Source organism: Rhodococcus sp. BE178 (assembly GCF_050433545.1).
In the GTDB taxonomy this organism is placed as follows: Bacteria; Actinomycetota; Actinomycetes; order Mycobacteriales; family Mycobacteriaceae; genus Prescottella.
In genome coordinates this window covers 41,069-66,727 of record NZ_JBNPXA010000007.1, presented here as the reverse complement: position 1 = coordinate 66,727, position 25,659 = coordinate 41,069, and the positions used below count along the sequence as shown (strand labels likewise).

Genomic DNA, 25,659 nt, shown 5'->3' with positions numbered 1-25,659 from the left:
GGAGAGTCTATGGGCGAAGTGAGTTTCGGGACCGCCGACGACGTTTTCGTTCAGCGGCGCAGTGCGCGTTCCGACGAAGTCTCGAACTGATGCGAGGACTTGTCGGAGGGCCGCCGACTAGCTCCCGAACGGCACCGGGCTCAGGCCCTTCGCCGGGGTGGTGCCGCAGCGATCCATGACCTCGAACAGTTTCGTGTGCATGGTCATCGCCTGTGCCGGTGCGAACCACGTGATGTTCAACGGATCGGCGCGGTTGTGCAGTTCGAGCGGGTCGGTGTCGAGGTCGTACATCTCGAACTGCGGGGGCACCACACCGGCGGGGTCGAAGTAGGCCGAGTACTTCCAGCGTCGGTCCCGGATGGTGCGCATGTGGTTGGGCTGGGTGACGATGTTCTGTCCGTCGGGGGTGGCGCAGTTCTGGTCGTCGTAGGTGAAGTGGACGACCTCCTGCACCTCGGCGCTCGGTGACTGCGGGTGGGCGGCCGCGTCGGTCACGACCGGCATCAGATCGACGCCCTTGAAGTCCCACGCGGACCGGTCGGGGACGTCGGCGAGGGTGGCGAGCGTGGGCATCACGTCGATCAGTGTGGCGAGGGCGCCGGTCCGCACCGGTTGCGGGAACATCACCGGGTTGCTGATGACCATCGGCACGCGGAGGGTCTCCTCGTAGGCGTTGAACACCTTCTGCCGCAGCCCGCCGTGCGAGAGTCCCATCTCGCCGTGGTCCGACATCCGGATCACCACCGTCGAATCCCTTCTGCCGGGCTGGGATTCGAGCGCGTCGAGCACGGCACCGATGTGTTCGTCGACCACCTTGTGCATGTAGGCGTAGAAGTTGGCGTAGTTGTGGGCGGCGTCGGGGCCGACCAGCGGTCCGAGTCCGGCGGCCAGCAGCAACTCGGATTGCACCTGCGCGGTGGGTTTGAAGTTCGCGGCGAGCTTCTCGTCGTAGGTCGGCGGCAGTTCGATGCCCTGCTGGAAGATGCCGGGGGCGTCGGAACCGTAGTTGTCGCAGGTTCCGTTGATCGCGTCCCACGTCTGCGGATAGGCCAGCACGTCGTGCGGGTTGACGAACGAGACGATGAGCGCGAACGGGGTGTCGTCGCCGGCGGCGAGGCCGTGAAGGAAGTCCACGGCCTCGGTCGCGTAGCGGCTGTCGAGATCGGCGCACCCGCCACCGAAGTGGTCGGGGTTGGTGTCCTGGCCGCCTTCGGGCGGAATCCAGCCCTGGAATCCGTAGGCGGCGAGATCGGCGCCGGACGGGTCGCCGCCGTCGGAGCCCTTGCTCATGTGCCACTTGCCGCGGTAGTGGACGTTGTAGCCGGCCGATTCCAGCAGCTCGGCCATGTTCTGGATGTCCAGTGGCAGGGTCGGCTCGGTGGGGGAGACCGTCCCGCCCTCGGTGAGTGTCGCGGTGACGCCGTGCTGCGCCGGGTAGAGGCCGGTGAAGAACGTACTGCGACTCGGCGAGCACATCGCCGCGTTGCAGAACGAGTTGTCGAACGACAATCCGGTGTCGGCCAGCCGTTTACGGTTGGGCAGGTTCTGCTCCGCCCATCCTTCGGGCCAGAACATCGGTCGGCGTTCCTGGTCGGTGATCACGACGACGATGTTGGGTCGACGCGGCACGCTGCCGGGCTTTTGGGCGACGGCCGGTTGCGGGGATGCGCCCGCACGCGCGGTCGCGCCCGCCATGCCGGCGAGCAGTAGCGCGCCGGCACCGCCCATGAGCGCGCGACGGCTCAGCGGGTGATCGATCGCGGCGAGTAGCGGTGTGCTCGGGGAGTCCATCGGGTGATCTCCATCCTGCAGACAACGGCGTGAGGCAGGCGTGCGGATCGTCATTCTCACCCACCTTTGACCCTCTGAGCTGCGGTTCGGGCAATTGTCGGGATCAAACCCTGGACTTACATGGACTTCCAACTATAGGATCAGCGAAGAATGTTGAAGGTGACGCGTGTCTCCTTCGCCTCCCCGCAGCGACCAGCAAAGGACGGGTTCGGACAATGAGCGTTCGAGAGCTCTCCCATTTCATCGGCGGCAAGCGCACCCCCGGAACGTCCGGCCAATTCGCCGACGTGTACGACCCCAACACGGGGCAGGTGCAGGCGCGCGTGCCGCTTGCCGACAAGGCCGAGACCGAGGCCGTGATCGCGAATGCTGTTGATGCGCAGCGGGAGTGGGCGGCATGGAATCCGCAGCGCCGCGCCCGTGTCCTGATGCGGTTCCTGCAGCTGATCCAGGAGGAGATGGAGCCGCTCGCGCGACTGCTGTCCTCCGAGCACGGCAAGACCATCGCCGACGCGAAGGGCGACATCCAGCGCGGCCTCGAGGTGGTCGAGTTCGCCGTCGGTATCCCGCACCTGCTCAAGGGCGAGTACACCGAGAGCGCCGGTAGCGGCATCGACGTGTTCTCGATGCGTCAGCCCCTCGGCGTGGTCGCCGGCATCACGCCGTTCAACTTCCCCGCGATGATCCCGCTGTGGAAGGCCGCGCCCGCTCTCGCGTGCGGCAATGCGTTCATCCTCAAGCCGTCCGAGCGGGACCCGTCGGTGCCGCTGCGGCTGGCCGAGCTGTTCCTCGAGGCGGGCCTGCCGCCGGGCGTCTTCAACGTCGTCAACGGTGACAAGGGCGCGGTCGACGTGCTGCTCACCGATCCGCGGGTCAAGGCCCTCGGCTTCGTCGGCTCCACCCCGATCGCGCAGTACATCTACGAGACCGCGGCGGCGCACGGCAAGCGCGCGCAGTGCTTCGGCGGTGCCAAGAACCACGCGATCGTGATGCCCGACGCCGACCTCGACCAGGTCGCGGACGCCCTCGTCGGCGCCGGCTACGGCTCCGCCGGTGAGCGCTGCATGGCCATCTCGGTCGCGGTGCCGGTCGGTGAGGAGACCGCCGACGCGCTCGTCGCGAAGCTCACCGAGCGGGTCGGCAAGCTGAGGATCGGCACCTCCGACGACGAGAACGCCGACTTCGGCCCGCTCGTCGGCGCCGACGCCCTGGCCCGGGTGAACAACTACGTGCAGATCGGTGTCGACGAGGGCGCCGAGCTGGTGGTCGACGGCCGCGGCTTCACGCTCGACGGCCACGAGGACGGATTCTTCGCCGGCGCAACGCTGTTCGACCGCGTCACCCCGGAGATGCGGATCTACAAGGAGGAGATCTTCGGACCCGTCCTGCAGGTGGTGCGCGCGCACGACTACGAGGAGGCGCTGCGCCTGCCGAGCGAGCACGAGTACGGCAACGGCGTCGCGATCTTCACCCGCGACGGTGACACCGCCCGCGACTTCTGCGCCCGGGTCGACACCGGCATGGTCGGCGTCAACGTCCCGATCCCCGTGCCGATCGCCTACCACACGTTCGGCGGCTGGAAGCGGTCCGGATTCGGCGACCTCAACCAGCACGGTCCGGACTCGATCCGCTTCTACACCAAGACCAAGACGGTCACGCAGCGCTGGCCCTCCGGTGTCAAGGAGCATGCGGACCACTTCGTCATCCCCACGATGGACTGACGTGGTGAAGAAGTACGTGCCGAGCTGGCACGACGACGAGGTCAGGGCGCTGTCCGAACTTGCGGCCGGATTCTTCGAACGCGAGGTCGTCGCCAACAACGAGAAGTGGGAGGCGCAGCGCCGCATCGATCGCGACGTGTGGCACACGGCCGGCCAGCTCGGACTGCTCTGCTGCTCGATTCCCGAGGAATACGGTGGCGGCGGAGGTACGTTCGCGCACGATCTCGCGGTGTTCGAGGCGCAGGGCTATGCGGGTGACCTCGCGTTCGGGGTCTCCGTACACAGCGGAATCGTCGCGCACTACATCAACGAGTACGGCACGGAGGAGCAGAAGCGGACCTGGCTGCCCGGCATGGCGTCCGGGCAGATCCTCGGCGCCATCGGGATGACCGAACCGGGCGCAGGGTCCGACCTCAAGGCCATCCGGACGACGGCCGTCAGGGACGGCGACCACTACGTCGTCAACGGTTCCAAGACGTTCATCACCAACGGTTCGTCGGCCGACATGATCGTCCTGGCGGTCAAGACCGACCCCAAGGCCGGCGCCCGGGGAATCTCGTTGTTGATCGTCGACCTGCGGGACTGCTCCGGATTCACGGTGGGGCGGGTGCTCGACAAGGTGGGGCAACACGCGGCGGACACCTCCGAACTGTCCTTCGTCGATGTGAGGGTTCCCGTTTCGAACCGGTTGGGTGAGGAGGGCCGAGGCTTCGGTCAGCTCGTCGCGCAACTCGTCCAGGAACGGTTGATCATCGCGGCCCAGGCGTCGGGTGCCATGAACCGGGCCGTCGAGGAAACCGTCGCCTACGTCAAGTCCCGGCAGGCGTTCGGCCACAGCCTGTTCGAGTTCCAGAACACGGCGTTCGAACTCGCCGAGTGCCAGACGATTGCACGAACGTGCGAGGTGTTTCTCGACCACTGCATCCGGGAACACCTGCGGGGAGACCTCGACGCGGCGGAAGCGGCCATGGCGAAGTACTGGCTCACCGACAAACAGTGCGAGGTCGTCGACCGCTGTGTGCAGCTGCACGGTGGTTACGGGTACATGCGCGAGTACCTCGTTGCCCGCATGTACGAGGACGCACGGGTGCAGAAGATCTACGCGGGTGCCAACGAGGTCATGAAGGGGATCATTGCGAAATCTCTCTGACGACGGCGGCCACAGCGTGATCCTGACGACGAACTAGGAGCGAAGGCAATGTTCAGACTTTCCGACGACGAGCGCGCCATCAGCGACACCGCGCGCGACTTCGCCGCGGAGTACCTGGCGCCCAACGCGATCGAATGGGACCAGACCAAGCACTTCCCGGTGGACGTGCTGCGCAAGGCCGGCGCGCTCGGCATGGGCGGCATCTACATCCGCGAGGACGTGGGCGGCTCCGGCCTGACCCGACTCGACGGCGTCCGCATCTTCGAGCAGCTCGCGACGGGATGCCCGTCGATCGCCGCGTACATCTCCATCCACAACATGGTGACGTGGATGATCGACGAGTTCGGCGACGACGAGCAGCGGCGCCGCTGGGTGCCGGGACTGGCGTCGATGGAGCAGTTGGGCAGCTACTGCCTCACCGAGCCGGGCGCCGGATCCGACGCGGCGGCCCTGAGCACCAAGGCCGTTCGCGCCGGCGACGACTACGTCCTCACCGGCGTCAAGCAGTTCATCTCCGGGGCCGGCACCTCCGATGTCTACGTCGTCATGGCGCGGACCGGGTCGGTCGGTGCCCGCGGCATCTCGGCGTTCATCGTGCCGAAGGATGCGCCCGGACTGTCGTTCGGCGCCAACGAGAAGAAGATGGGCTGGAACGCGCAGCCCACCCGTCAGGTGATCCTCGACGAGGTGCGGGTGCCGGCGGCGAACCTGCTCGGTGGCGAGGGCGAGGGCTTCCGGATCGCGATGAAGGGGCTCAACGGCGGCCGGCTCAACATCGCCGCGTGCTCGGTCGGCGGGGCCCAGGCCGCGCTCGACAAGGCGGTCGCGTACCTCGCGGAGCGCAAGGCGTTCGGGTCGGCGCTGATCGAGTCGCAGGCGCTGCAGTTCCAGTTGGCCGACATGCGGATCGAGCTCGAGGCCGCACGCACCCTGCTGTGGCGGGCCGCGGACGCGCTCGACGCGGACACCGCGGACAAGGTGGAGCTGTGCGCGATGGCCAAGCGGTTCGCCACCGACACCGGGTTCGACGTCGCGAACAAGGCGCTGCAGCTGCACGGCGGCTACGGCTATCTGGCGGAATACGGATTGGAGAAGATCGTGCGTGACCTGCGGGTGCATCAGATCCTGGAGGGGACCAACGAGATCATGCGGATCGTGGTGGCCCGCTCGGTCGTCGGATCGGCGGGCCCGGCGTGAGTGAATCTCTCGGAAGCGACGACGCCGAGGTCCGCGAGGTCATTGTCGACCGGGTCGGCGACCTCGGGCGGATCACACTCAACCGGCCCAAGGCGATCAACGCACTGAACCATGCCATGGTGCGGCAGATGGCCGCCGCGCTGCTCGAATGGTCGGACGACGACGCGGTCCGCGCGGTGCTGCTGCGGGGCGCCGGCGAGCGTGGCCTGTGCGCGGGCGGCGACATCGTCTCGATCTACCACGATGCCCGCGAGGGCGGTAACGGCTCACGGGACTTCTGGCGGGACGAGTACGTGCTCAACGCCGCGATCGCCCGCTACGGCAAGCCGTACGTCGCGATCATGGACGGCATCGTCATGGGCGGCGGCGTCGGCGTCTCGGCGCACGGCAACGTCCGGGTCGTGACCGAGCGGTCGATGATCGGGATGCCGGAGGTGGGCATCGGATTCGTGCCCGACGTCGGTGGCACCTACCTGCTGTCGCGGGCGCCAGGTGAACTCGGGACGCATATCGCGCTCACCACGGCGCGTTTGACGGCGGGCGACGCGATCCACTGCGGCTTCGCCGACCACTTCGTCCCGTCCGACCGGATCGCCGCCCTCGAGGAGGCACTCGTCGGCGGATCCGTGGAGTCGGCGCTCGCCGAGTTCGCAGAGCCTGCGCCGGCGTCGGACCTGGCGGCCCGGCAGGATTGGATCGACGCGGCCTACGCGGCCGACACCGTCGAGGAGATCGTCGCGAACCTGCGCTCCAGCGGCATCCCGGAGGCCGAGGCCGCCGCCGACCAGATCCTCGCGAAGTCGCCGACCGCGGCGAAGGTGACGTTGCGGGCGCTGCGGCGCGCGCGTGAGCTCGACAACCTCGAGGCCGTGCTGGATCAGGAGTACCGGGTGTCGTTGGCGTGCCTCGGATCCCACGATCTGGTGGAGGGCATCCGGGCGCAGGTGGTAGAGAAGGACCGTAACCCCGCATGGTCGCCGTCGACCCTCGAGGCGGTCACCGACGAACACGTGGATCAATTCTTCGAGTCGCTCGGCGAGGCCGAACTGGGCCTGACCGCGGCACTCGTGAGTGGGGAGGAACAGCGATGAGCAGTACCGATGTCACCGTAGGGTTCGTCGGACTAGGCCACATGGGCGGTCCGATGGCCGCGAACCTGGCGACGGCGGGCTACCGCGTCAACGGGTTCGATCTCGCCGAGGCCGCGCTCGATCAGGCCCGCCGAGACGGCGTGACCGTCGCCCCGTCGGCGCACGCCGCGGCCACCGACGCCGATGTCGTCATCACGATGCTGCCCAGCGGCAAGCACGTACTGGACCTGTACGAGGGTGGGCTGCTGGCGGCAGCGCGGCCGGGCACGCTGTTCGTGGACTGCTCCACGATCGACGTCGCCGACGCCCGCGCGGCCCACGAGCTGGCCGAGCTGGCCGGACACCGCAGCGTCGACGCTCCGGTGTCGGGCGGTGTCATGGGCGCGAGCGCGGGCACCCTCGCGTTCATGGTCGGCGGCGCCGACGAGGACTTCGAGGCGGCGAGCCCGCTGCTCGAGGTGATGGGCCGCAAGGTGGTCCACTGCGGCGGTCCGGGCGTCGGCCAGGCGGCGAAGATCTGCAACAACATGATCCTCGGCGTCTCGATGATCGCGATCAGCGAGGCGTTCGTGCTGGGCGAGAAGCTGGGCCTGAGCAACCAGGCACTGTTCGACGTCGCATCCAACGCGTCGGGGCAGTGCTGGGCACTCACCACCAACTGCCCGGTCCCGGGACCGGTGCCGACGAGCCCGGCGAACAACGACTACCAGCCGGGGTTCGCGGCGGCGCTCATGGACAAGGATCTCGGTCTGGCATCGAACGCGTTGCGCGCCAACGGTGTCGATGCCGAGCTCGGCATGCGCGCGGCCGAGCTGTACCGGCGGTTCCACGAGACCGGACACGGCGGCGAGGACTTCTCGGCGATCATCAGGGACATCAGGGACAGGTCGAACGGAGGCACTCGATGACGGACTACGAGACCATTCTGGTCGGACGCACGGGGCGGGTGGGCATGATCACGCTCAACCGTCCCGAGGCGCTCAATGCGCTGAACGCGCAGTTGATGTCGGAGGTGGTGGCCGCCGTCGACGACTTCGAGCGCGACCGCGGTATCGGCGCCATCCTGATCACCGGCTCGGATCGCGCGTTCGCGGCCGGCGCCGACATCAAGGAGATGCAGAGCAAGTCGTTCATGGAGATGTACCTCGATGACTGGTTCTCGGCGTGGGACCGGCTGGCCGCGGCCCGCAAGCCCATCGTCGCCGCCGTCGCCGGCTATGCGCTCGGGGGCGGCTGTGAGCTCGCGATGATGTGCGACGTGCTGCTCGCCGCGGATTCGGCGAAGTTCGGTCAGCCCGAGATCAAGCTGGGTGTCCTCCCGGGTATCGGTGGCTCGCAGCGACTCACGCGGGCCGTCGGGAAGGCGAAGGCGATGGACCTGTGCCTCACCGGGCGGACGATTGACGCCGAGGAGGCCGAGCGGGCCGGTCTGGTCGCGCGGGTGGTTCCGGCGGTCGACCTCATGGACGAGGCCATCGCCACGGCGTCGAAGATCGCCGACATGTCGCTGCCGATCGCGATGATGGTCAAGGAATCCGTCAACCGCGCATTCGAATCGACGCTGTCCGAGGGCGTGCGCTTCGAGCGGCGAGTGTTCCACTCGGCGTTCGCAACCCAGGATCAGAAGGAAGGTATGGCCGCCTTCACCGAGAAGCGGGATCCCAACTTCGGGCACCACTGAGTACCGCAACGCGCATCGGCCCCGTATCGCTCGTCGATACGGGGCCGATGCGCGTTCGGTGTGATCTCAGTGCCACTTGCCCGGCTGATCGCCGGTGTCGAAATCGCCTGCCTGATAGCGCAGTTCGGTGAGGACGCGGATCAATGAATCCAACTGCTCGGGGGCGAGTCCGGGTTCGGCGAACACCTGCGCGTTGAGCGCCTCGGTCGCCCGCAGCGCGAGGTCGCGCCCCTCGTCGGAGATCTCGACGAGCGTGGCACGCCGGTCGGTCGGGTGCGGCACCCGCCGGACCAGACCCGCGTCCTCGAGGCGGTCCACGGCGTTGGTGACACTCGTCGGGTGGACCTGCAGGCGGGCACTGGCCTTCGCCATCGGCAGGGCGCCGGAGCGGGTGAACGTCAGCAGCGTGAGTAGTTCGTAGCGGGAGAACGTGAGCCCGAACGGTTTCAGTGCCTTCTCGACGCGCGCCATCATGATCTGCTGAGCCCGCATCAGCGACGTCACGGCCGCCATGCCGTCGGCCACTGCGCCCCAGCCGTGCTGCGTCCACTGGCGGTGCGCTTCCTCGATCGGATCCAGCGGCAGTGGTGACGGTGACGGCATGCGTCGATCATCCCATGCTGCGCCGGGCGAATCGACCGCTGTCCCTCCCCGAAACGCGCTCGGACGTGCTCTGGGGGCAGACGGCGGCGGTATCCGATCTGTCTGATTCGGCTAGGCTGGCTCGGACCGGTGTACTGCGGATACAGAGCGTGAACGAGGAGGAATCTCATGGGATTTTGGGATCAGCTCAAGTCGAAGACCCAGGAAATGAGCGGACAGCTTCAGACGAAGACCGCGCAGTTCAAGAACAAGGAATTCGCGAACGGCTCCATGGCGATGTGCGCGCTGATCGCGGCCGCCGACGGCAGCATCGATCCGTCCGAGCGTCAGAAGACGGCAGCGCTCATCATGAACAACCAGTCGCTGCAGGTGTTCGACTCCTCCGAACTGCGTGAGAAGTTCGACTGGTACTGCGACAAGCTGGCCGGAGACTTCGACTTCGGCAAGGTCGAGGCCACCGCGACGATCGGCAAGCTGAAGTCCAAGCCGGAGCAGGCGCGCGCGGTCATCCAGATCGGCATCATCATCGGTGGCGCGGACGGCAACTTCGACCAGCACGAGAAGGCTGCCGTCAAGGAGGCCTGCTTCGCGGTCGGCATCGATCCGTCCGAGTTCGAGCTCTGATCCTGCAGATTTCGTGCCCTCGGCGTTCGACAGGTCCGTGAACGCCGGGGGCATTGCTCTGCGCCGGGCGGGACGCTCAGTGGTGTTCGAGCCGGGCGCGCAGCAGCGCCCGTCGTCGACTGGTGCCGAGGTGGCGGTGGTGGTGATGTCGAGGCCCACGTAGCTGCCGGACGTCGTGGTGGGCCTGCTGTACGAACTCGAACATGCTCTGTCCTCCCGTCGGTACGGGGAACGCTAGTGGAGGCAGGGGGCGAGCGTCCTCACTCGTGGAGAGTGAGATCGCTGTCGGCATCGGCCCGGACGAACTACAGGAGCGGCAGCGCACGTGGATTGCCACGTGCGCTGCCGCTCCTGTTCGGCGAAGGGTGGAACTACTTACGGCCTGCCTGCCACTGCATACCCCACCCGTAGGCGGCGTCCAGGTCGGACTGGCTGCCGTTGATGTAGTTGACCAGACGGTTGACCGTGATGCCGTTGCCGTTGTTCTCGAGCATCGCGATCGCGCAGATGCGGGCATTGTTGTCGGCCGAGTCGAGGCGGACCTCGACCTGCGGACCCACCGTCGGGAACAGCGTCACGACGCCGTCGACGGCCGCCCAGTTGGGGGCACCCTGGTAGATCATCGCGAAGATCAGCACCCGCCGGAACATCTCCGGCCGGTCCAGGTTGACGTGCATGTTCTCGCCGCCGGAGACGGCACCGCTCCGGTCGTCGCCGTCGAGTTGGACGAAAGGTGCGGTGTCGAGCGCACCGAAGCTGTTGCCCAGCGCCTGGATGACGCCCTTGGATCCGTCAGTCAGCTCGTAGAGGCAGCCCAGGTCGAGGTCGACCCCGCCACCGCCTCCGGTCAGCTTGGCGAAGAAGCCCTTCTTCTGGGGCTCACCGCCCTGCGACCAGTTGAGGTTCACGCGCATCTTGCCCTGGCGCTCACCGGCCTTCGTGAGGCTGACCGACGGTGCACTCTTGGTCAGGCTGATCTTGCTGAGGTTCACACCGCCCTGCGGCGTCGCGCCGGCCGGGGGAGTGCTGGGGCGGCGGGTGTAGTCGATGGCCATCTGTGGCTCCTTCGGTTCGGGTCGGGTCAGCCGACTGAGGCGGGAGTGCGCTCGGCGACAGCGTCGCCGTCCTTGCCGGCCTTGCGGTTACGGACGAGGCTGGAGATGAACGCGGCCCCGATGAGGAGGATGCCGACGAGGCCCGTGATCAGCTCGTTGACGTGCACGCCGATCGACACGAGCAGGATCACCGCGAGGGCGCCGATGGCCCAGTGCGCGCCGTGCTCGAGGTAGACGTACTCCGAGAGCGTGCCCTTGCGGACGAGGAACACGGTGATCGAGCGGACGAACATGGCGCCGACGAAACCGAGGCCCAGGGCGATGATGATCGGATCCGCGGTGATCGCGAAGGCGCCGATCACACCGTCGAACGAGAACGACGCGTCGAGAACCTCGAGGTAGAGGAACAGGAAGAAGCCGGCCTTACCGGTGGCCTTCGCCAGGTTGGACGGACCACGTGACGGTTCGGCCTCCTCGCCCTCCTCCGGCAGGTTGAACAACTCGCCCAGGCCGTTGACGACGATGTAGAGGATCAGGCCGGCCACACCGGCCACCATGATGGTGCCGCGGTTGTCGTCGTCGGCGAACAGGAACGCGGTCGCCAGCAGTAGGGCGCCGGCGACGACGACCTCGAGCTGATCGAGTTTGCCGATCTTGGCCAGCGGGCGCTCGAGCCAGCTGAGCCAGGTGATCTCGCGCGATTCGAAGATGAAGTTCAGGAACAGCATCAGCAGGAACATGCCACCGAACGCGGCGATCTGAGGATGCGCATCGGTGAGGATCGTCTCGTAGCTCGCGCTGCCGTCCGGGAAGTGCGACGCCCCGTCGGCCGGCGGATTGAGAGCGAGGCGCATCGCCTCGACCGGGCCCAGGCCGGAGGCGACCCAGACGATCACCAGCGGGAAGACCAGTCGCATGCCGAACACCGCGATCACGATGCCGACCGTGAGGAAGATCTTCTGCCAGAACTCACTCATCCGCTGCAGGACGGTGGCGTTGATCACGGCGTTGTCGAAGGACAGGGAGATCTCGAGGATGGACAGGATCGCGACCAGGAAGACGGCCTCGGGGCCGCCGTAGATCCCAGCCACGATGAGAGAGAGCACAGTGACGACTAAAGAGACGCCGAAAATGCGGAGAACCATTGTGCGGCCGTTCTGTAGGGTCGCCGACCTGGACGGCCGACGTCAGAGTTGGGTAACTCGGTCAGCCGAGGTTCACGCCGTAGTCGCGGGCGATGCCGGCCAGGCCGGAGGCGTAGCCCTGCCCGACGGCGCGGAACTTCCACTCGGCACCGCGGCGGTAGACCTCGCCGAAGACCATCGCGGTCTCGGTGGACGCGTCCTCGGACAGGTCGTAGCGGGCGAGCTCGATTCCGGTGTTGCGATCGACGACGCGGATGTAGGCGTTGCGGACCTGGCCGAAGGACTGACCGCGCGCATCGGCCTCGTGGATCGACACCGGGAAGAAGATGTTGGTCACGTCGGCGGGCAGGGCGATCAAGTCGACATTGATGACCTCGTCGTCGCCGTCGCCGTCACCCGTGAGGTTGTCTCCGGTGTGCTCGACCGAACCGTCGGGCGATCGCAGATTGTTGTAGAAGACGAAATGCTGGTCGGAGAGGACCTTTCCGGTCGCGCCGGTCAGTAGAGCCGAGGCGTCGAGGTCGTAGGCGACTCCGGTGGTGGCCCGTTCGTCCCAGCCGAGGCCGACAGCGACTGTGGTGAGGTTGTCGGTCTGCTTCGAGAGGGAGACGTTGCCCCCCTTGGTGAGCGTGACGCTCATGGTCTGTTTCCTCTGTTGACAGCGGATCTCGGACACGGGAAAGCGGACGCCCACGGGAATCGGGAACTGTTGTCGTGCAACGTTGCCGGTCCCGTGCAGCGTCGGAGGTTCCTGGCGCGTGTGGCCGCGGGATCGTAGTTCGGATCGCGCGGCCACACGCTCAGATGAATCGGTGGAACGTGCCGGAACGACTAGACGTTGACGCCGTAGTCGCGGGCGATGCCGGCCAGGCCGGAGGCGTAGCCTTGGCCGACCGCGCGGAACTTCCACTCGGCGCCGTGGCGGTACAGCTCGCCGAAGACCATCGCGGTCTCGGTCGAGGCGTCCTCGGACAGGTCGTAGCGGGCCAGCTCGTTGCCGTTCGCGCGGTCGACGACGCGGATGTAGGCGTTGCGGACCTGGCCGAACGACTGTGCGCGGGTGTCGGCATCGTAGATCGAGACCGGGAAGAAGATGCTCTCGATGTTCGCCGGAACGGCCGCGAGATCGACGTTGATGACCTCGTCGTCGCCGTCGCCCGCACCCGTGGTGTTGTCGCCGGCGTGCTCGATCGAGCCGTCGGGCGAGCGCAGGTTGTTGAAGAAGATGAAGTGCTGGTCGGAGATTACCTTCTTGTCGGCGCCCGCGCCGATCGCGCTCGCGTCGAGATCGAAATCCGTGCCGGTGGTGCTGCGCACGTCCCAGCCGAGACCGACTGCAACCGCCGTGAGGTTCGGCGCCTCTTTCGTGAGGGAGACGTTTCCGCCCTTGGTCAAGCTGACACCCATCGAGGAGTCCTTTCGGTGGTGTGGAATCAGGCACTAACCTTCGGCCACGTGCCCGATATGTCGTGTTACAGCGATCGTGCAGCAACACCATAATCGTTCGACATGACATCGCGTTACGGCGCAGGTCGCCAGGTCGCGAATGCGGGCAAACCAGTACGATGCAGCGGTGGCCGGTAGATGGTCGGGACGGTTCTTCGGAGAGTCCCGCGACGAGGACGAGGCGATGCGTCGTGCCCGCGAAACCATGACCGCCGCGTTCCTCGACCTGGACGGCCGCCAGCGTATCGCCGAGTCGTCGGTTGCGGCATCGAATCGGCTCTATCCGGACAAAGGGATCCACCGGCAGTGGCAGTCGGTGCGCGACGGTTGTTACGAGGTCGGCAGTCGGTACGTGGCGACATGTGACGATGCCGACAGCGGACGGGCCACCGTAACCGACCTCGACGCGACCACCCGGGCGCTGATCGACGCGGCCCACCTCGTGGACGAGTTCTACGGCTCCCACCGTGCGCATCTCGAGCATGCTGCGTCGTTGCTCGACGCAATTCCACGGATCGCCGTCGAGGCGCAGTCCGCCGCCGATGCCGCGCGCCGGAGTGCGGTGGGCCCGTACGCGGGCTACTCCTCGGTCCGGGCCGGGGTCGCCGCCATCGACGAGGCCTCGCTCCTGCTGGCCGGCGCGGGTGCGCAGGACGACATCCGTCGGGTCCGCGACGCGGCCGCGCGCCTCAACGACGCGGTGGCCGAGCTGGGATCCGCGTTGGCGGCCGCACCGGACCGGGAGCGCCAGGCGCGGAATGCGCTGTCGTCGGTGACGACCCGGATCGCCGCGGTACGGAACCGGGCCGCGGACCTCGGCCCCGCGTACTCGTCGATCCTCCGCGAGTTCAACGCCGCGAGTTCGGACGACCTGGTCGGCAACGATCGCGAGAGCGTGCGCCTCATCGAGCAGTCCGAGGTGCTGTTCGCCGAGGCCCAGGCTGCGCTCGCCGCGGGCGACCCCGACCTCGCGTCGGAGCTGACCGCGAGAGTGCGTGCAACGCTGGTGGATGCGGAGGGCCTCGTCGACGCCGTCACCGATCGGCTCCGGCTCCTGCGCGACGTACGCACCGACCCGCGGGCGAAGGTCGATGCCGTACGCTTTCGGCTTCGAGACGCCCAGTTGCTCGCGGTCAATTCGGGGCTTGCCGTTGAGTGGGGTTCTGCACTGGACGCTCAGGTGGACCGGATCGAACGCGCCGTCGACCGCCTGGCCGGGACACATCCGGACTACTGGGCCTACATCACCGAGCTCGACGCCGTGTCGAGTTTCGTCGCTGGAATTGTGCAACGCATGAGAGGGCAGAGCGCCACACCATGACATGGGGGACTACAACCGAGTCGTGCGCGATGAGGCATTTCCATCAACTCGACGCGGCGGCCGCCGAGACGCTGTTCCTGCATTCGACCGAGGCGTTCGACGACAGCGCGGATCGGGATCTGCTGGCCGTCGCGCTCGGTGCGACGCTGTACGTGCCGGCCACGCGTGACGACCTCACCGCGACGATCCTGCGTCGCGGCAGCGAGGGCGTCTGCTCGATGGTGCTCGATCTCGAGGACGCCGTCGCGGACGACGAGGTCGAAGCGGGCATGGCCAATGCAGTTGCGGCGCTGGACGAGCTCGCCGGGACCGTGGCGGCGAACATGCTGCTGTTCGTGCGGGTCCGGACGCCGGACGGTATCCGGGCGATCACCGACGCAATCACCACCGGCGTCGTCGCGCTGACCGGGTTCGTCGTTCCGAAGTTCACCAGTGCTAGCGGCGCGTTCCTCGACGAGATCGCGGACGCGTCCGACCGGCTCGGCAAGCACCTGTACGCGATGCCGGTACTCGAGTCGCCGGAGTTGGTGCACCGGCAGAGCCGCGACGCCGAGTTGCATGCGGTCGGTGAACTGCTCGCGCGACATCGTGACCGCGTCCTCGCGGTCAGACTCGGCGCGACCGACATGTGCAGCACGTTCGGGATCCGCCGGGACCGGGACCTCACCATCTACGACGTCCGAGTGGTCGTCGACGTGATCGCCGACGTCGTGAACTACCTGGGCCGCGCGGACGGGACGGGCTTCGTCATCACCGGCCCGGTGTGGGAGTACTTCGCCGACCACGAGCGAATGTTCCGGCCGATGCTCCGGGCCACCCCGTTCGCCGAACACGACGCGGTGCTCTTCCGCCAGCAGCTCGTCAGTCGCGACCTCGACGGGCTGTTGCGCGAGATCGCCCTGGATCGGGCGAACGGCATCCAGGGCAAGACCGTCATCCACCCGTCCCACGTGGCGGCGGTCCATGCGCTGTCCGCGGTCACGCACGAGGAATACCACGACGCGCTCGACATCCTCGGCAGCGAGGCGGTCGGTGGTGTACAAGCGTCGGGATACAGGAACAAGATGAACGAGGTTCGCCCACACCGGAACTGGGCCGAGGCGACGCTGCGCCGTGCCCGGGTGTTCGGGGTCACCAACAAGGGTGTGACGTTCGTCGACCTGTTGACCGCGCTGGTGACGCGGTGACGGCTCCGGGGGCTCCGGTCGTCGAGTCGTGGGCGACGCGTGAGTTCGGGCTCGCGCTCGACCACGTCGATTCGGACGCCGGCTACACCGTCCCGCAACTCGTCGAGCCGGGACTGCGTCGCAATCCGCGTCGCGCGCACCTGCTGGTGTCGACGGTCCTCGGCAAGCATCTGCCGACCGCGCCCGACGTCGTCATCGCGGCCGGTGACCGGCTCGGTGACCTGGTGCTCGCGGCGCTGGGGGTCCCCGCCGAACGCGAATCCGAAGTCGATGTCACCGTCCTCGGATTCGCCGAGACGGCGACCGGTCTCGGGCACTGCGTCGCCACCCGGATGCGAGCCCGCTGCTATCTGCATTCGACCCGGCGCGACGTGCCCGGGGCCCGGACCTTCGCCGGGTTCGAGGAGGGGCACTCCCACGCGACGAGCCATCTCCTGCAACCCACGTCGCCGGATCTGCTGGCGGACGACTGTCCGATGATCCTCGTCGACGACGAGATCTCCACCGGTGCAACGGCTGTCGACGCCATTCGTGCGCTGCACGCGCATCATCCGCGAGGTCGCTACATCGTCGCGTCGCTGGTCGACATGCGGACCGGACGCCACCGTGACCAGACAGAGGCTGCCGCAGCCGATCTCGGGGTCACCATCGACTTCGTGAGCCTCGCGAGCGGGCGCACCGTCCTCCCCGAGGGGCTGATCGATCGGGTCGTCGCCCTGCCGGACCCGGTTCTCAACCCGATCTCCGGTGACCGCGGCACGGTCGAGCGCATCGAGTTGCCGTGGCCGGCGGGGGTACCCGACGGTGGACGGCACGGATTTCTGCACGCCGACGCCGACGACTTCGACGCGGCGATCACGGCGGCCGCGAGGGAGTTGGCCACCCGTGTCGACCCCGAGCGCCCGGCCGTCGTCGTCGGTCACGAAGAGCTGATGTACCTGCCACTGCGACTGGCGGCCGCGCTCGGCGCGAGCGGTCGTGAGGTCCGGTTCCAGACCACCACGCGCTCACCGGCGTACGTGCTCGACGAGCCCGGGTACCCGCTGCGCCGCGGATACACCTTCGTCGCGCCCGAAGGGGACGACACCGCGGCGCGGTATCTCTACAACGCCCATTGGCCCGACGATCCGGCGGTGCGTCCGCTGCTGATCGTCGTCGCGGATTCTCCCGCCGACACCGACCGGCTTCACGTCGGAGGAGGGCTCCTCGACGTGCTGACCGCGGCGGGCAACGACGTCCTGCTCGCGGTGGTCCCGGCTGCCGACCCTCGGCACCTCGCCCGCATGCGACAGGATCCGGCGTGACCGCGCCGTTGACCGGCCCCGACTTCGGCTCGTACCCGGCGACCGACGTCCGCTGGTTGCTCAAGGACCTGTCCGGGGTGGATCTCGAGGCCGATGTCGCCGAACGTGAGCGGCGCATCCAGTCGGGCCGCGCGCACTACGCCGAATCGCTGCCCATCGAGTACCAGCCGGACGCGCAGTACCGGGAGCTCTTCGACAAGGTCCTCGTCGAGAGTGCCGAGCGCCTGGCCCGGGCGGTGGGTGTGGTCACCGAACTCATTCTCGAGGAGCGGGGCCACGACATCACGCTCGTCTCCCTCGCGCGTGCCGGGACCCCGATCGGGATCCTGATGCGCCGGTGGGCGATGTGCATGCACGGGCTCGACCTGCCGCACTACGCAGTGTCGATCGTCCGGGATCGCGGGATCGACACTGCGGCGCTGGACTACCTTGCCGCCCATCATGATCCGGCGTCCGTCGTGTTCGTCGACGGCTGGACCGGCAAGGGTGCGATCACGCGGGAGCTCGACGCGGCGCTGGCGGCCTATGCCGCGTCGGGCGGGGCGGTGTTCGATCCCGACCTCGCGGTCCTGGCCGATCCGGGCTCGTGTGCGCGCACCTACGGCACCCGGGACGACTTCCTCATCGCGTCGGCGTGCCTCAATTCGACAGTCTCCGGACTCGTGTCGCGCACCGTCCTCAACGACGCACTGATCGCGCCCGGCGAGTTCCACGGCGCCAAGTTCTACCGCGAACTCGCCGCCGCCGACGTCTCCAACGATCTGCTCGACACGATCGGCGCCTGCTTCCCCGACGTGCAGGCGACCGTCGAGGGCGACGTCGCCGCCATCCGATCCGGCGACCGCACGCCGACCTGGGCGGGCTGGGCCTCGGTCGAGGAGATCCGCGCGCGGTACGACATCTCGACGATCAACTACGTCAAGCCCGGCGTGGGGGAGACCACCCGGGTGCTGCTGCGCCGCGTCCCGTGGAAGGTACTGGTCCGGGATCTCGATGCGCCCGAACACGCCCACATCCGTCTGCTCGCGGATGCCCGGGGCGTCCCGGTCGAGGTCGTGCCCGACCTCGCGTACTCCTGCATGGGCCTGATCAAGGATGTGACATGACCGTTCTCGTCGCCACCGACCTCGATCGGACGATGATCTATTCGCGGGCCGCGATGGGCCTGGACCCGACGGCCACCGACTCCGACCTGCGCTGCGTCGAGCACTACGACGGCGCACCGCTGTCGTTCGTCACCGAGACCGGGGCGACGCTCCTGCAGGCCGTGGCGCGGGCTGCGGTGCTGGTTCCGACCACGACCCGCACGATCGAGCAGTTCCGCCGCATCACCCTGCCTGGCGGCCCGTGGCGGTACGCCATCACCAGCAACGGCGGCAACATCCTCGTCGACGGGATCCCGGATCCGCGGTGGCGGAGCGGCATCGACGAAGCCACGCAGCGCGCGGGTGCAGAGCTCGACGAGGTCACCGCCGCACTGCGGTCGCGGATCAGCGACGACTGGGTCAGCAACTGCCGCGTCGCCGACCAGCTCTTCTGTTATCTCGTGGTCGATCTCGCGGTGTTGCCGGACAGCTTCCTCGCCGAGTGGGGTGCGTGGTGCGCCGCGCGCGGCTGGAACGTCTCCCGACAGGGCCGCAAGATCTACACGATGCCGAACGCGGTGTCGAAGAGTGCCGCGGTGGCCGAGGTTCGCCGACGTCTGATCGCCGACGGCTCCATCGCCGCGGATTCGATGACGCTCGCGGCCGGGGACGGCGCGCTCGATGCCGACATGCTCGCCGCCGCCGACGCCGCGATCCGGCCCCGGCACGGCGAACTCGACGCGCTGGACTGGCAGCACCCGCACCTGACCGTCACGGCCGGACGCGGAATCGCTGCGGGGGAGGAGATCCTGCGCTGGTTCCTCCGTCACGCCGGGACCGCTCGACCGGCCGGCCCGAGCGCGTCGACCGCCACCGCCCCGCACACCTGACCGAGACCCGTACCGTCCACCAGAAGAGGATGATCGCCGTGCCCCAAGAGCTCACCAAGGGTCAGAACGCCGCCCTGTCCGTGAACGATGTCGTCGTCTCGATCGTCCTCACCGCGGCGGCGGACCTGTCCGCGCTGCTGGTCACCGCGGAGGGAAAGGTCCGCTCCGACAGCGACTTCGTGTTCTTCAACCAGCCCACCGGGCCGGGCGTGCGCCTGCAGCCCGGTGCCCCCGGGCAGGCCGCGGAACTGGCGGTGTCGCTGTCGGCGATCCCGGCCGACGTGGAGCAGGTGCGAGCGGTCATCACCCTCGACGACGCCGCGAGCAGCTTCGGTCGCTCGGCGCCGCCGACCGCGCGACTCTCCGATGCTTCCGGAAACGTGTTGTACGAGTACCGCATCGACGGTCTGGACACCGAGTCGATCGTGATCGCGCTCGAACTGTACCGCCGCCAGGGCTCGTGGAAGGTGCGTGCCGTCGGCCAGGGATACGCCGGCGGATTCGCGGCACTGGTCACTGATCACGGAGTGTCCGTCGACGACGCGCCTGCTCCCACGCCCGCGGTGACCGGCGCGGCCCCCACGATGGTGCCGCCCGCGGCACCCGCGCATCAGTCCACCAACGGCGGCACCGCCGGCACGCATGCGGCGCCGCCACCGGCCCCGGCAGCGCCGCAGGCGCCCGAGGTCAGCCTCACCAAGAAGAAGCGGGTGAACCTCAGCAAGGGGCAGAAGGTCACCCTCCGTAAGGACGGCGGGGTGGCGCTGACCCAGGTCCGGATGGGGCTGGGCTGGGATCCCGTCAGCAGCCGAGGACTGTTCGGGTCGCGGTCGTCGTCCAGCATCGACCTGGACGCCTCGGCCGTGATGTTCGCCGGGACCAAGGTCTCCGACATCGTGTTCTACGGTGCGCTCCAGTCCGACGACCGGGCCGTCGTGCATTCCGGAGACAACCTCACCGGGGACGGCGCCGGCGACGACGAGGTGATCACCGTCGATCTCGCCCGCGTCGATCCCACGGTCACCGCCATCGTCTTCATCGTCACGTCGTTCCGGGGACAGACCTTCGAGCAGATCGCCAACGCCTTCTGCCGCCTGGTCGACGCACCACAGGGGACCGAACTCGCGCGGTTCACGCTGCAGGGCGGAATGCCCTTCACCGCTGTCGCGATGGCGAAGGTCTACCGGCAGGGCGGTGAGTGGAAGCTGCAGGCGATCGGCGAGGGCTTCGACGCGAAGACCGCGAGCAAGGCCATTCCGCACCTCGGCCGCTTCCTGAACGACTGACGACGCGGGCGGCCGGGCGCGCGTGATCGGCGCGTGTCACGGCTGCCGGCTTGCAGTCCCGATCATCACGGCCAGGGCGAGCGCGACGCACGCGGTCATGCTGAGCACGAGTGCCACGCTGGTGTTGCCGAGCAGGCCCACGGCCGGAGCGACCAGCGCGCCGACCGCGTACTGCATCGAGCCGAGCAGGGCCGCAGCACTTCCGGCGGCCTCACCGTGCCGGGACAGCGCGAGCGCAGGGGCGTTCGGCAGCACGAAGCAGATGGCGGCGAGCATGATCCACAGGGCGGCGACCAACCCGGCGAGCCCGCCGAATTCGAAGTGCGCGACCACGATCGCGGCCAGCCCGAAGCCCAGCGCGGCGGTGAGCGACGCCCGCACGATCTGCAGCGGAGACCAACGGCGCAGCAGTCGGACGTTGACCTGGGTTGCGCCGATCATCGAGAAGGCGCCCGCGCTGAAGACGAGCGCGAACTGTTGCTGGTCGAGTCCGAACTGGTCCTGGTACACGAAGGACGCCCCGGAGACGTAGGCGAAGAGCGAGGCCATCACGACACTCGACACGGGCGTCAACGCCACCAGCAGCGCGCCACCGACACCGGGGGCGATCACGGGCGCGACACCGAGGATCAACATCAGTCGGGACATCACGACGGCTACGGCCTTGTCGGAGAACAGGTCGCGGACCATCGCCATCGTGACGACCGCCGCGGCCGCGGCGCCCATGCCCTGGAACACGCGCAGGGCGCCGAGCATCGCGATGCCGGTGGCGAACAGCGCGAGGAGCGAACTGACGATATGGAGGGCGATCCCCGCGACCAGGGGACGCTTGCGGCCCAGGCTGTCCGACAGTGGACCCACCACGAGCTGGCCCAGTGCCAGACCGATCAACGTTCCGGTGATGGTGAGCTGCGCGCCAGACGGCGTGGAGTCCAGTGCCGAGGCTCCGGCAGTGCCGGCAGATACATGTCGATCGTGAAGGGGCCCAGGGCCGTCATGGAGCCGAGTGCCACGATCGTGCCGGTTCGCCGGTCCCCGCGTCTCGTTCGTGGCGGCGCGAGCGGCGTCCGGATCGGTTCCGGGCGTTGTTCGTAGCGTGTCGTCGGCGGTCATGCACAGACGATGGCGGATGTGCGCCCGGTCACGCGAGCGCGCTCCCGCGGGATGGAAACCCGGACGCACGATGGCACGCCGTGCGCGCGGATTCGGCGTCCGGCCTTCCGTGCGTGGATGCCGCAAGGGCCGGGCTCCCTGGGGAACCCGGCCCTCACGTGGTGGCGATGATCAGCTCAGCGAGCTGAGCTGCTGGATCAGCGGCATGATGGTCTTGACGAGGTCGATGACGGCGCTGAGCGTGGAGAAGGAACCCATGTTTAGTCCTCTGAGTGAGCTGGTGGATGTGGCCCGACGCCACTGGGTCTAGAAGTTAGCAGGCGAATGTCGGATATGGGTGAACTCGAACCAAACTACTGGACGTTTGTCCAATTGGCGGGTCGTTGACGGGCCGAGGGGGCGTCGATAGCGTGAGATGGCGCACGCCGACGTGAGGGGGTTCGGGCATGACGGGGCGGGTCGCGTCGTACGGGCGGGACGGGCTGACGTTCGACGTGCTTGACGGGGGCCCGATCGGCGGTGAGCCGGTGGTGCTGCTGCACGGATTCCCGCAGGATTCCCGGTCGTGGGACAAGTTGGCGCCGCTGCTGCACGCGCGCGGCTTCCGGACCCTTGCCGTCGATCAGCGCGGCTGCTCGCCGGGGGCCCGGCCCCGCGCTCGGTGGGCCTATCGGCTCTCCGAACTCGCGGCGGACACCGTCGCGCTCGTCGAACAGTCCGGGCTCGGTCCGGTACACGTGGTGGGGCACGACTGGGGTGCGGCCGTCGCCTGGACGCTCGCCGCCCGTCGTCCGGACCTGGTCCGGACCCTCACCGCCCTGTCGGCGCCGCATCCTGCTGCCTTCGCGCGGGCGCTGATGACGAGCCGCCAGATCGGGATGTCGTGGTACATGCTTGCGTTCCAGCTGCCGCTCCTGCCCGAACGGGCGTTCGCGGCAGGAGAATTCGTGCGACGTCACCTCCTCGCGAGCGGGATGACCGCGGCGGCGGCCGACCGCGATCTCGCGGCGATGCATGATCGTGGCCGAGCCCGCGGGGGACTGAACTGGTATCGCGCGATGATGCTCACCACTCCCGGTGCGACGTCGGCCAGGGTGCGTGTCCCCACCCTGTATGTGTGGAGCGACGGGGACATTGCAGTCGGGGAGGCAGGCGCGCGTGGGACGGAGCGGTTCGTCGACGCGCCGTACACGTTCGAGATCCTCCGCGGAGTCAGCCACTGGATCCCGGAGGAGGCGCCGGAGCGCGTCGACGCCCTCCTCGGCGCCCACCTCGGGCAGCCGCCGGTCAGCTCCTGACGTAGGTGCTGCGGGCGGCAGCGACCAGGGTTCGACCGTCCTCGAATCGCAGGAAGCCGGCCGCGACCGCGCGATCGGTGGCCTGGGAGACCCGGGAGACGTAGGTGTCCTGGTCCGGGTACAGCGCGGTCAGCGTCTCGGCGTCGAGCGGCACGGTCGCGCCGTTGTTCGGCACCCGAACCGTCTCTCCGGTCAGCGCCGCGACCGGGGCCTCGACGGCCGGCGTGCGCACGCCGCCGCGGGCGTTGCCGAAGCGGTCGCGGACGATGCCGGAGCCGGTGGTCTCGATGGGCTCGGCGGATGCCGGCGCGGTACCGTCCGTGACCCAGGTGCGCAGGGCACGCAGCGCGGCCGACACGACCTGTGCCTGAGGGCCGTCGTTGACGATCCCGAACATGGTGCCCAGATCCCGGATCTGCCCGAACTGGGCGGTGTACTGCGGGTAGAGGATTCGCAGGGCGTGCGCGTCGGAGTGCGCGGTGCCCGCGATCTCCCACGTCCGGAGGCGGTCGGTGTCCGGTTGGCGGGCGGCGACGAACGACTTGGGGCCGGGTCCCCCGCCCAGTTCGAACAGTTCGGTTTCGGTGAGGACCTGGAACACCGGGATGTCGAGGTCCGTTCGCACCCGGGCGGGCGCGACCACCGTCGGGCCGTCCGGCCCGTCGAGCGCCGCGACACCGGATCCGGAGCCGAGCGGTGCCCCGAACCCGGCGCGGCTGTGGACGAAGAGACCGTCGAAGACCCGTGCGTGCGGATGGATCGCGTTGGCGTACGTGAGCATCCGGAATCCGGATTGCGACTGGCCGGTCGCAATCAGGTTCTCCACCACCAGTCCGGCGAGCGGGGCGGCACCGCGCGGTGCGCGCAGTGCCGCCCCGGCCTGGGAGAAGATGTCGTACGAGTAGGCGTCGCCCGGGTGGTGCAGCGGTCCGTAGCGCTGCGGATCCCACGCCTTGAGCCCGACGACGTTGGGTCCGAGCGGGCTGCCGCCGGTGCTGTTGACGCCGGCCGCCTGAGCGGAGACACCCACCCACGCGTAGCCCTGCAGCAACTCGGAGTGCATGTAGCCGAAGTCGACGTCCACATCGACGTTGCCGCTGACGTTGAGCCACTCGACGACGACGGTGCCGTTGAAACGGCTCGGATCCTTCGGCGCCCGCACCAGCAACCGCGTCCGGTACGGGGCCTGCCCGGCCTCGGTGACCGCCCACCGTCCGTCGGATTCCCACGCCCCGTCCTCGCGGTACGCCGTGGCGGTGCCGCTGAGGAAGAACTCCTGCTCGGTGTAACCGGCCGCCGCCAGGTCGACGGAGGTCGCAGTCCCGGGGGAACTGTGCATCCCGTCGGGCAGTCGGTCGCGGTCGGTGTCGAATCGTCTTGCGTGCAGGAACATTCGGATCGAGCCTCTCTGACAGGGGACTGCGCCGTTGCAGCCCCCACGCGTGAAACCTAACGCGTCGGTGTGGCGACGATCACACTGGGGTCTCGCTGGGTGGGACTCTTTCTCGGTTCAGCCCCCGGCGTAGTCCCCGAACCGCTCGTCGACCTCCTCGGCGGTGAGCCCGTACTCCTCGAGCGTGTACCGGTGGGCCGGTTTGCGGTTGCCGGAGTGGCTCTCGGAATGCATGTCTTCCATCTCGCGATGTGCCTGGTCGGACATCGGGATCGAGAACTGGGAATAGATCTTCTCGACCGTCCCCAGCGGGTCCGCGACGAAGTCGCGGTAGTCGACGTCGATGAACTGGGCCGGGTCGTACTTGGCCCGCGCCGCCGTGAAGTCCTCGAGCCCGCGCGCCCACAGGTCCAGCTGGCCGCGGCCGATCACCTCGCCGCGGAACGTGTTGGACCAGCCCTCGGTGGCGTGCTCGGCGAGGCTGCACATCGACGGGATGATGGTGCTCGGCGGACGGTGGGTCTGGACGATCAGCGCGTCCGGGTACACCGCCATCAACTCGTCGAGCGCGAACAGGTGGCTCGGGTTCTTGAGGACCCACCGCCGGTCGCGGTCCGGCAGGCCGATGAGCTGGAGGTTCTTCTTGTGTCGGGCGTAGGCGTTGGTCCAGTCCTGGCCCTGCAGCCATGTCGAGTACGTCGGCAGGTTCGCCAGGCACTCGTACGACACCGACTTGAAGGTCTGACGCAGCAGCTGCCAGCACTCCTCGACCTCGCCGGCCGACATGTAGTGCACGCCCATGAACTCGGGGTGATCCACGTGGTGCTGGCTGAACTGCTGTTCGATCGCCTGGAACACCGGATTGGAGTCCCACGTGTCGCGCGGCGGCCGCGGCTGCGGCATCTCCGTCAGCCACATCTCCAGACCCTGATGCGCGGGGTCGACGGTCAGGAGGCGGTGCAGTGCGGTGGTGCCGGTGCGGGGGAGGCCGGTGACGAAGATCGGACGCTCGATCTGCACGTCGGCGTATTCGGGGAACTGCTTCCAGGCCGCCTCGCTCAGCAGCCTCGCCACCAGCGCGCCGCGGAGGAAGACGCGAGAGATCTTGCTGCCGAACGGCGTCAGGTCCTCGTCGCGGGCGTACGAGTCGAGCAGTACGCCGAGAGCCTCGGTGTAGTCGTCGACGCCGAAGTCGGTGAGGCCGGTCATCCTGGTCGCGGACGCGTGCAGGTCCTCGACGGTGCCGACGGTCGTGCGTTCAGTCATGGTGCTCCTTCA

At 68.3% G+C, this 25,659-nt stretch carries 23 protein-coding genes and 1 pseudogene; 14 read left to right on the top strand and 10 right to left on the bottom strand.

Features of this window, described 5'->3' with window-relative positions; all coding sequences use genetic code 11:
• Nucleotides 1–117: 117 nt before the first annotated feature.
• Nucleotides 118–1,791, bottom strand: coding sequence for a sulfatase-like hydrolase/transferase (locus tag J2X34_RS14495; protein WP_429517948.1), 1,674 nt, complete (start codon nt 1,789–1,791; stop codon nt 118–120).
• Between the two features lie 215 nt (nt 1,792–2,006).
• On the opposite strand from J2X34_RS14495, the gene J2X34_RS14490 reads away from it, so the two are divergent.
• From J2X34_RS14490 to J2X34_RS14465, 6 genes are read left to right on the top strand one after another with little or no spacing between them, the layout of a single operon-like run.
• The gene (locus J2X34_RS14490; protein ID WP_114722221.1) at nt 2,007–3,512 is read left to right on the top strand and encodes a CoA-acylating methylmalonate-semialdehyde dehydrogenase; all 1,506 of its coding nucleotides are present in this window, start codon (nt 2,007–2,009) and stop codon (nt 3,510–3,512) included.
• 4 nt (nt 3,513–3,516) lie between these two features.
• Nucleotides 3,517–4,662: an acyl-CoA dehydrogenase family protein gene (locus J2X34_RS14485; RefSeq protein ID WP_429518171.1), complete on the top strand. Its 1,146-nt coding sequence runs from the start codon at nt 3,517–3,519 to the stop codon at nt 4,660–4,662.
• A 48-nt stretch (nt 4,663–4,710) separates the two neighbouring features.
• Entirely contained in the window at nt 4,711–5,859 is a 1,149-nt protein-coding gene (locus J2X34_RS14480) for an acyl-CoA dehydrogenase family protein (RefSeq protein WP_429517946.1), read from the top strand.
• Nucleotides 5,856–6,950 carry an enoyl-CoA hydratase/isomerase family protein gene (locus J2X34_RS14475; RefSeq protein WP_429517944.1) on the top strand — a complete coding sequence of 365 codons (1,095 nt, stop codon included), beginning with the start codon at nt 5,856–5,858 and terminating at the stop codon, nt 6,948–6,950. The genes J2X34_RS14480 and J2X34_RS14475 overlap by 4 nt, the downstream gene beginning before the upstream one ends.
• Nucleotides 6,947–7,858, top strand: coding sequence for a 3-hydroxyisobutyrate dehydrogenase (mmsB, locus tag J2X34_RS14470; protein WP_114722217.1), 912 nt, complete (start codon nt 6,947–6,949; stop codon nt 7,856–7,858). Before J2X34_RS14475 ends, mmsB begins: the two co-directional genes overlap by 4 nt.
• Nucleotides 7,855–8,631 carry an enoyl-CoA hydratase gene (locus J2X34_RS14465; protein WP_114722216.1) on the top strand — a complete coding sequence of 259 codons (777 nt, stop codon included), beginning with the start codon at nt 7,855–7,857 and terminating at the stop codon, nt 8,629–8,631. The genes mmsB and J2X34_RS14465 overlap by 4 nt, the downstream gene beginning before the upstream one ends.
• A 66-nt stretch (nt 8,632–8,697) precedes the next feature.
• Here the strand turns inward: J2X34_RS14465 and J2X34_RS14460 are convergent, their stop codons facing one another.
• Nucleotides 8,698–9,234: a MarR family winged helix-turn-helix transcriptional regulator gene (locus J2X34_RS14460; RefSeq protein ID WP_114722215.1), complete on the bottom strand. Its 537-nt coding sequence runs from the start codon at nt 9,232–9,234 to the stop codon at nt 8,698–8,700.
• Nucleotides 9,235–9,402: 168 nt separating this feature from the next.
• Between J2X34_RS14460 and J2X34_RS14455 the strand changes: the two genes are divergently transcribed.
• Complete coding sequence (locus J2X34_RS14455) at nt 9,403–9,858, top strand: tellurite resistance TerB family protein (RefSeq protein WP_114722214.1); 456 nt, start codon at nt 9,403–9,405, stop codon at nt 9,856–9,858.
• Between the two features lie 76 nt (nt 9,859–9,934).
• Here the strand turns inward: J2X34_RS14455 and J2X34_RS14450 are convergent, their stop codons facing one another.
• From J2X34_RS14450 to J2X34_RS14430, 5 genes are all read right to left on the bottom strand, one after another.
• Nucleotides 9,935–10,063 (bottom strand): hypothetical protein, encoded by a 129-nt coding sequence (locus J2X34_RS14450; RefSeq protein ID WP_258557924.1) that lies wholly within the window; start codon nt 10,061–10,063, stop codon nt 9,935–9,937.
• Nucleotides 10,064–10,229: 166 nt separating this feature from the next.
• Entirely contained in the window at nt 10,230–10,913 is a 684-nt protein-coding gene (locus tag J2X34_RS14445; RefSeq protein ID WP_114722213.1) for a TerD family protein, read from the bottom strand.
• A gap of 26 nt (nt 10,914–10,939) precedes the next feature.
• Nucleotides 10,940–12,058, bottom strand: coding sequence for a DUF475 domain-containing protein (locus J2X34_RS14440; protein WP_114722212.1), 1,119 nt, complete (start codon nt 12,056–12,058; stop codon nt 10,940–10,942).
• Between the two features lie 61 nt (nt 12,059–12,119).
• Complete coding sequence (locus J2X34_RS14435) at nt 12,120–12,698, bottom strand: TerD family protein (RefSeq protein ID WP_114722312.1); 579 nt, start codon at nt 12,696–12,698, stop codon at nt 12,120–12,122.
• Nucleotides 12,699–12,889: 191 nt separating this feature from the next.
• Nucleotides 12,890–13,465, bottom strand: a complete 576-nt coding sequence (locus J2X34_RS14430) for a TerD family protein (RefSeq protein WP_114722211.1) — start codon at nt 13,463–13,465, stop codon at nt 12,890–12,892.
• Nucleotides 13,466–13,631: 166 nt separating this feature from the next.
• On the opposite strand from J2X34_RS14430, the gene J2X34_RS14425 reads away from it, so the two are divergent.
• The 6 genes from J2X34_RS14425 to J2X34_RS14400 are packed head-to-tail and all read left to right on the top strand — an operon-like array spanning nt 13,632 to nt 20,577.
• The gene (locus tag J2X34_RS14425) at nt 13,632–14,825 is read left to right on the top strand and encodes a hypothetical protein (RefSeq protein ID WP_429517939.1); all 1,194 of its coding nucleotides are present in this window, start codon (nt 13,632–13,634) and stop codon (nt 14,823–14,825) included.
• A gap of 29 nt (nt 14,826–14,854) precedes the next feature.
• Nucleotides 14,855–16,012 (top strand): HpcH/HpaI aldolase/citrate lyase family protein, encoded by a 1,158-nt coding sequence (locus J2X34_RS14420; RefSeq protein WP_429517937.1) that lies wholly within the window; start codon nt 14,855–14,857, stop codon nt 16,010–16,012.
• Nucleotides 16,009–17,316: a phosphoribosyltransferase family protein gene (locus tag J2X34_RS14415; protein ID WP_114722209.1), complete on the top strand. Its 1,308-nt coding sequence runs from the start codon at nt 16,009–16,011 to the stop codon at nt 17,314–17,316. Before J2X34_RS14420 ends, J2X34_RS14415 begins: the two co-directional genes overlap by 4 nt.
• Entirely contained in the window at nt 17,313–18,422 is a 1,110-nt protein-coding gene (locus J2X34_RS14410) for a cysteine protease StiP family protein (protein WP_429517934.1), read from the top strand. The genes J2X34_RS14415 and J2X34_RS14410 overlap by 4 nt, the downstream gene beginning before the upstream one ends.
• On the top strand, nt 18,419–19,291 hold the full coding sequence (locus J2X34_RS14405; RefSeq protein ID WP_114722207.1) for an HAD family hydrolase: 873 nt from the start codon (nt 18,419–18,421) through the stop codon (nt 19,289–19,291). The genes J2X34_RS14410 and J2X34_RS14405 overlap by 4 nt, the downstream gene beginning before the upstream one ends.
• Nucleotides 19,292–19,329: 38 nt before the next feature.
• A complete protein-coding gene (locus tag J2X34_RS14400; protein ID WP_429517932.1) occupies nt 19,330–20,577 on the top strand; it encodes a TerD family protein in 1,248 nt (415 codons plus the stop codon).
• A 36-nt stretch (nt 20,578–20,613) separates the two neighbouring features.
• Here J2X34_RS14400 and J2X34_RS14395 read toward each other — a convergent pair.
• Nucleotides 20,614–21,575: pseudogene (locus J2X34_RS14395) on the bottom strand (MFS transporter).
• Between the two features lie 561 nt (nt 21,576–22,136).
• On the opposite strand from J2X34_RS14395, the gene J2X34_RS14390 reads away from it, so the two are divergent.
• Nucleotides 22,137–22,988 (top strand): alpha/beta fold hydrolase, encoded by an 852-nt coding sequence (locus J2X34_RS14390; RefSeq protein WP_114722205.1) that lies wholly within the window; start codon nt 22,137–22,139, stop codon nt 22,986–22,988.
• Here J2X34_RS14390 and J2X34_RS14385 read toward each other — a convergent pair.
• Both J2X34_RS14385 and J2X34_RS14380 read right to left on the bottom strand, forming a co-directional pair.
• A complete protein-coding gene (locus tag J2X34_RS14385) occupies nt 22,978–24,381 on the bottom strand; it encodes an alpha/beta hydrolase domain-containing protein (protein WP_114722204.1) in 1,404 nt (467 codons plus the stop codon). The genes J2X34_RS14390 and J2X34_RS14385 overlap by 11 nt on opposite strands.
• Nucleotides 24,382–24,498: 117 nt before the next feature.
• A complete protein-coding gene (locus tag J2X34_RS14380) occupies nt 24,499–25,647 on the bottom strand; it encodes a sulfotransferase family protein (RefSeq protein WP_114722203.1) in 1,149 nt (382 codons plus the stop codon).
• Nucleotides 25,648–25,659: the final 12 nt, after the last annotated feature.

What these genes read in the sequence shown, in the direction of transcription:
- J2X34_RS14495 (WP_429517948.1), bottom strand. Translation starts at nt 1,791, where the DNA reads ATGGACTCCCCGAGCACACCGCTACTCGCCGCGATCGATCACCCGCTG.
- J2X34_RS14490 (WP_114722221.1), top strand. Translation starts at nt 2,007, where the DNA reads ATGAGCGTTCGAGAGCTCTCCCATTTCATCGGCGGCAAGCGCACCCCC.
- J2X34_RS14480 (WP_429517946.1), top strand. Translation starts at nt 4,711, where the DNA reads ATGTTCAGACTTTCCGACGACGAGCGCGCCATCAGCGACACCGCGCGC.
- mmsB (WP_114722217.1), top strand. Translation starts at nt 6,947, where the DNA reads ATGAGCAGTACCGATGTCACCGTAGGGTTCGTCGGACTAGGCCACATG.
- J2X34_RS14465 (WP_114722216.1), top strand. Translation starts at nt 7,855, where the DNA reads ATGACGGACTACGAGACCATTCTGGTCGGACGCACGGGGCGGGTGGGC.
- J2X34_RS14460 (WP_114722215.1), bottom strand. Translation starts at nt 9,234, where the DNA reads ATGCCGTCACCGTCACCACTGCCGCTGGATCCGATCGAGGAAGCGCAC.
- J2X34_RS14455 (WP_114722214.1), top strand. Translation starts at nt 9,403, where the DNA reads ATGGGATTTTGGGATCAGCTCAAGTCGAAGACCCAGGAAATGAGCGGA.
- J2X34_RS14450 (WP_258557924.1), bottom strand. Translation starts at nt 10,063, where the DNA reads ATGTTCGAGTTCGTACAGCAGGCCCACCACGACGTCCGGCAGCTACGT.
- J2X34_RS14445 (WP_114722213.1), bottom strand. Translation starts at nt 10,913, where the DNA reads ATGGCCATCGACTACACCCGCCGCCCCAGCACTCCCCCGGCCGGCGCG.
- J2X34_RS14440 (WP_114722212.1), bottom strand. Translation starts at nt 12,058, where the DNA reads ATGGTTCTCCGCATTTTCGGCGTCTCTTTAGTCGTCACTGTGCTCTCT.
- J2X34_RS14435 (WP_114722312.1), bottom strand. Translation starts at nt 12,698, where the DNA reads ATGAGCGTCACGCTCACCAAGGGGGGCAACGTCTCCCTCTCGAAGCAG.
- J2X34_RS14430 (WP_114722211.1), bottom strand. Translation starts at nt 13,465, where the DNA reads ATGGGTGTCAGCTTGACCAAGGGCGGAAACGTCTCCCTCACGAAAGAG.
- J2X34_RS14420 (WP_429517937.1), top strand. Translation starts at nt 14,855, where the DNA reads ATGAGGCATTTCCATCAACTCGACGCGGCGGCCGCCGAGACGCTGTTC.
- J2X34_RS14405 (WP_114722207.1), top strand. Translation starts at nt 18,419, where the DNA reads ATGACCGTTCTCGTCGCCACCGACCTCGATCGGACGATGATCTATTCG.
- J2X34_RS14390 (WP_114722205.1), top strand. Translation starts at nt 22,137, where the DNA reads ATGACGGGGCGGGTCGCGTCGTACGGGCGGGACGGGCTGACGTTCGAC.
- J2X34_RS14385 (WP_114722204.1), bottom strand. Translation starts at nt 24,381, where the DNA reads ATGTTCCTGCACGCAAGACGATTCGACACCGACCGCGACCGACTGCCC.
- J2X34_RS14380 (WP_114722203.1), bottom strand. Translation starts at nt 25,647, where the DNA reads ATGACTGAACGCACGACCGTCGGCACCGTCGAGGACCTGCACGCGTCC.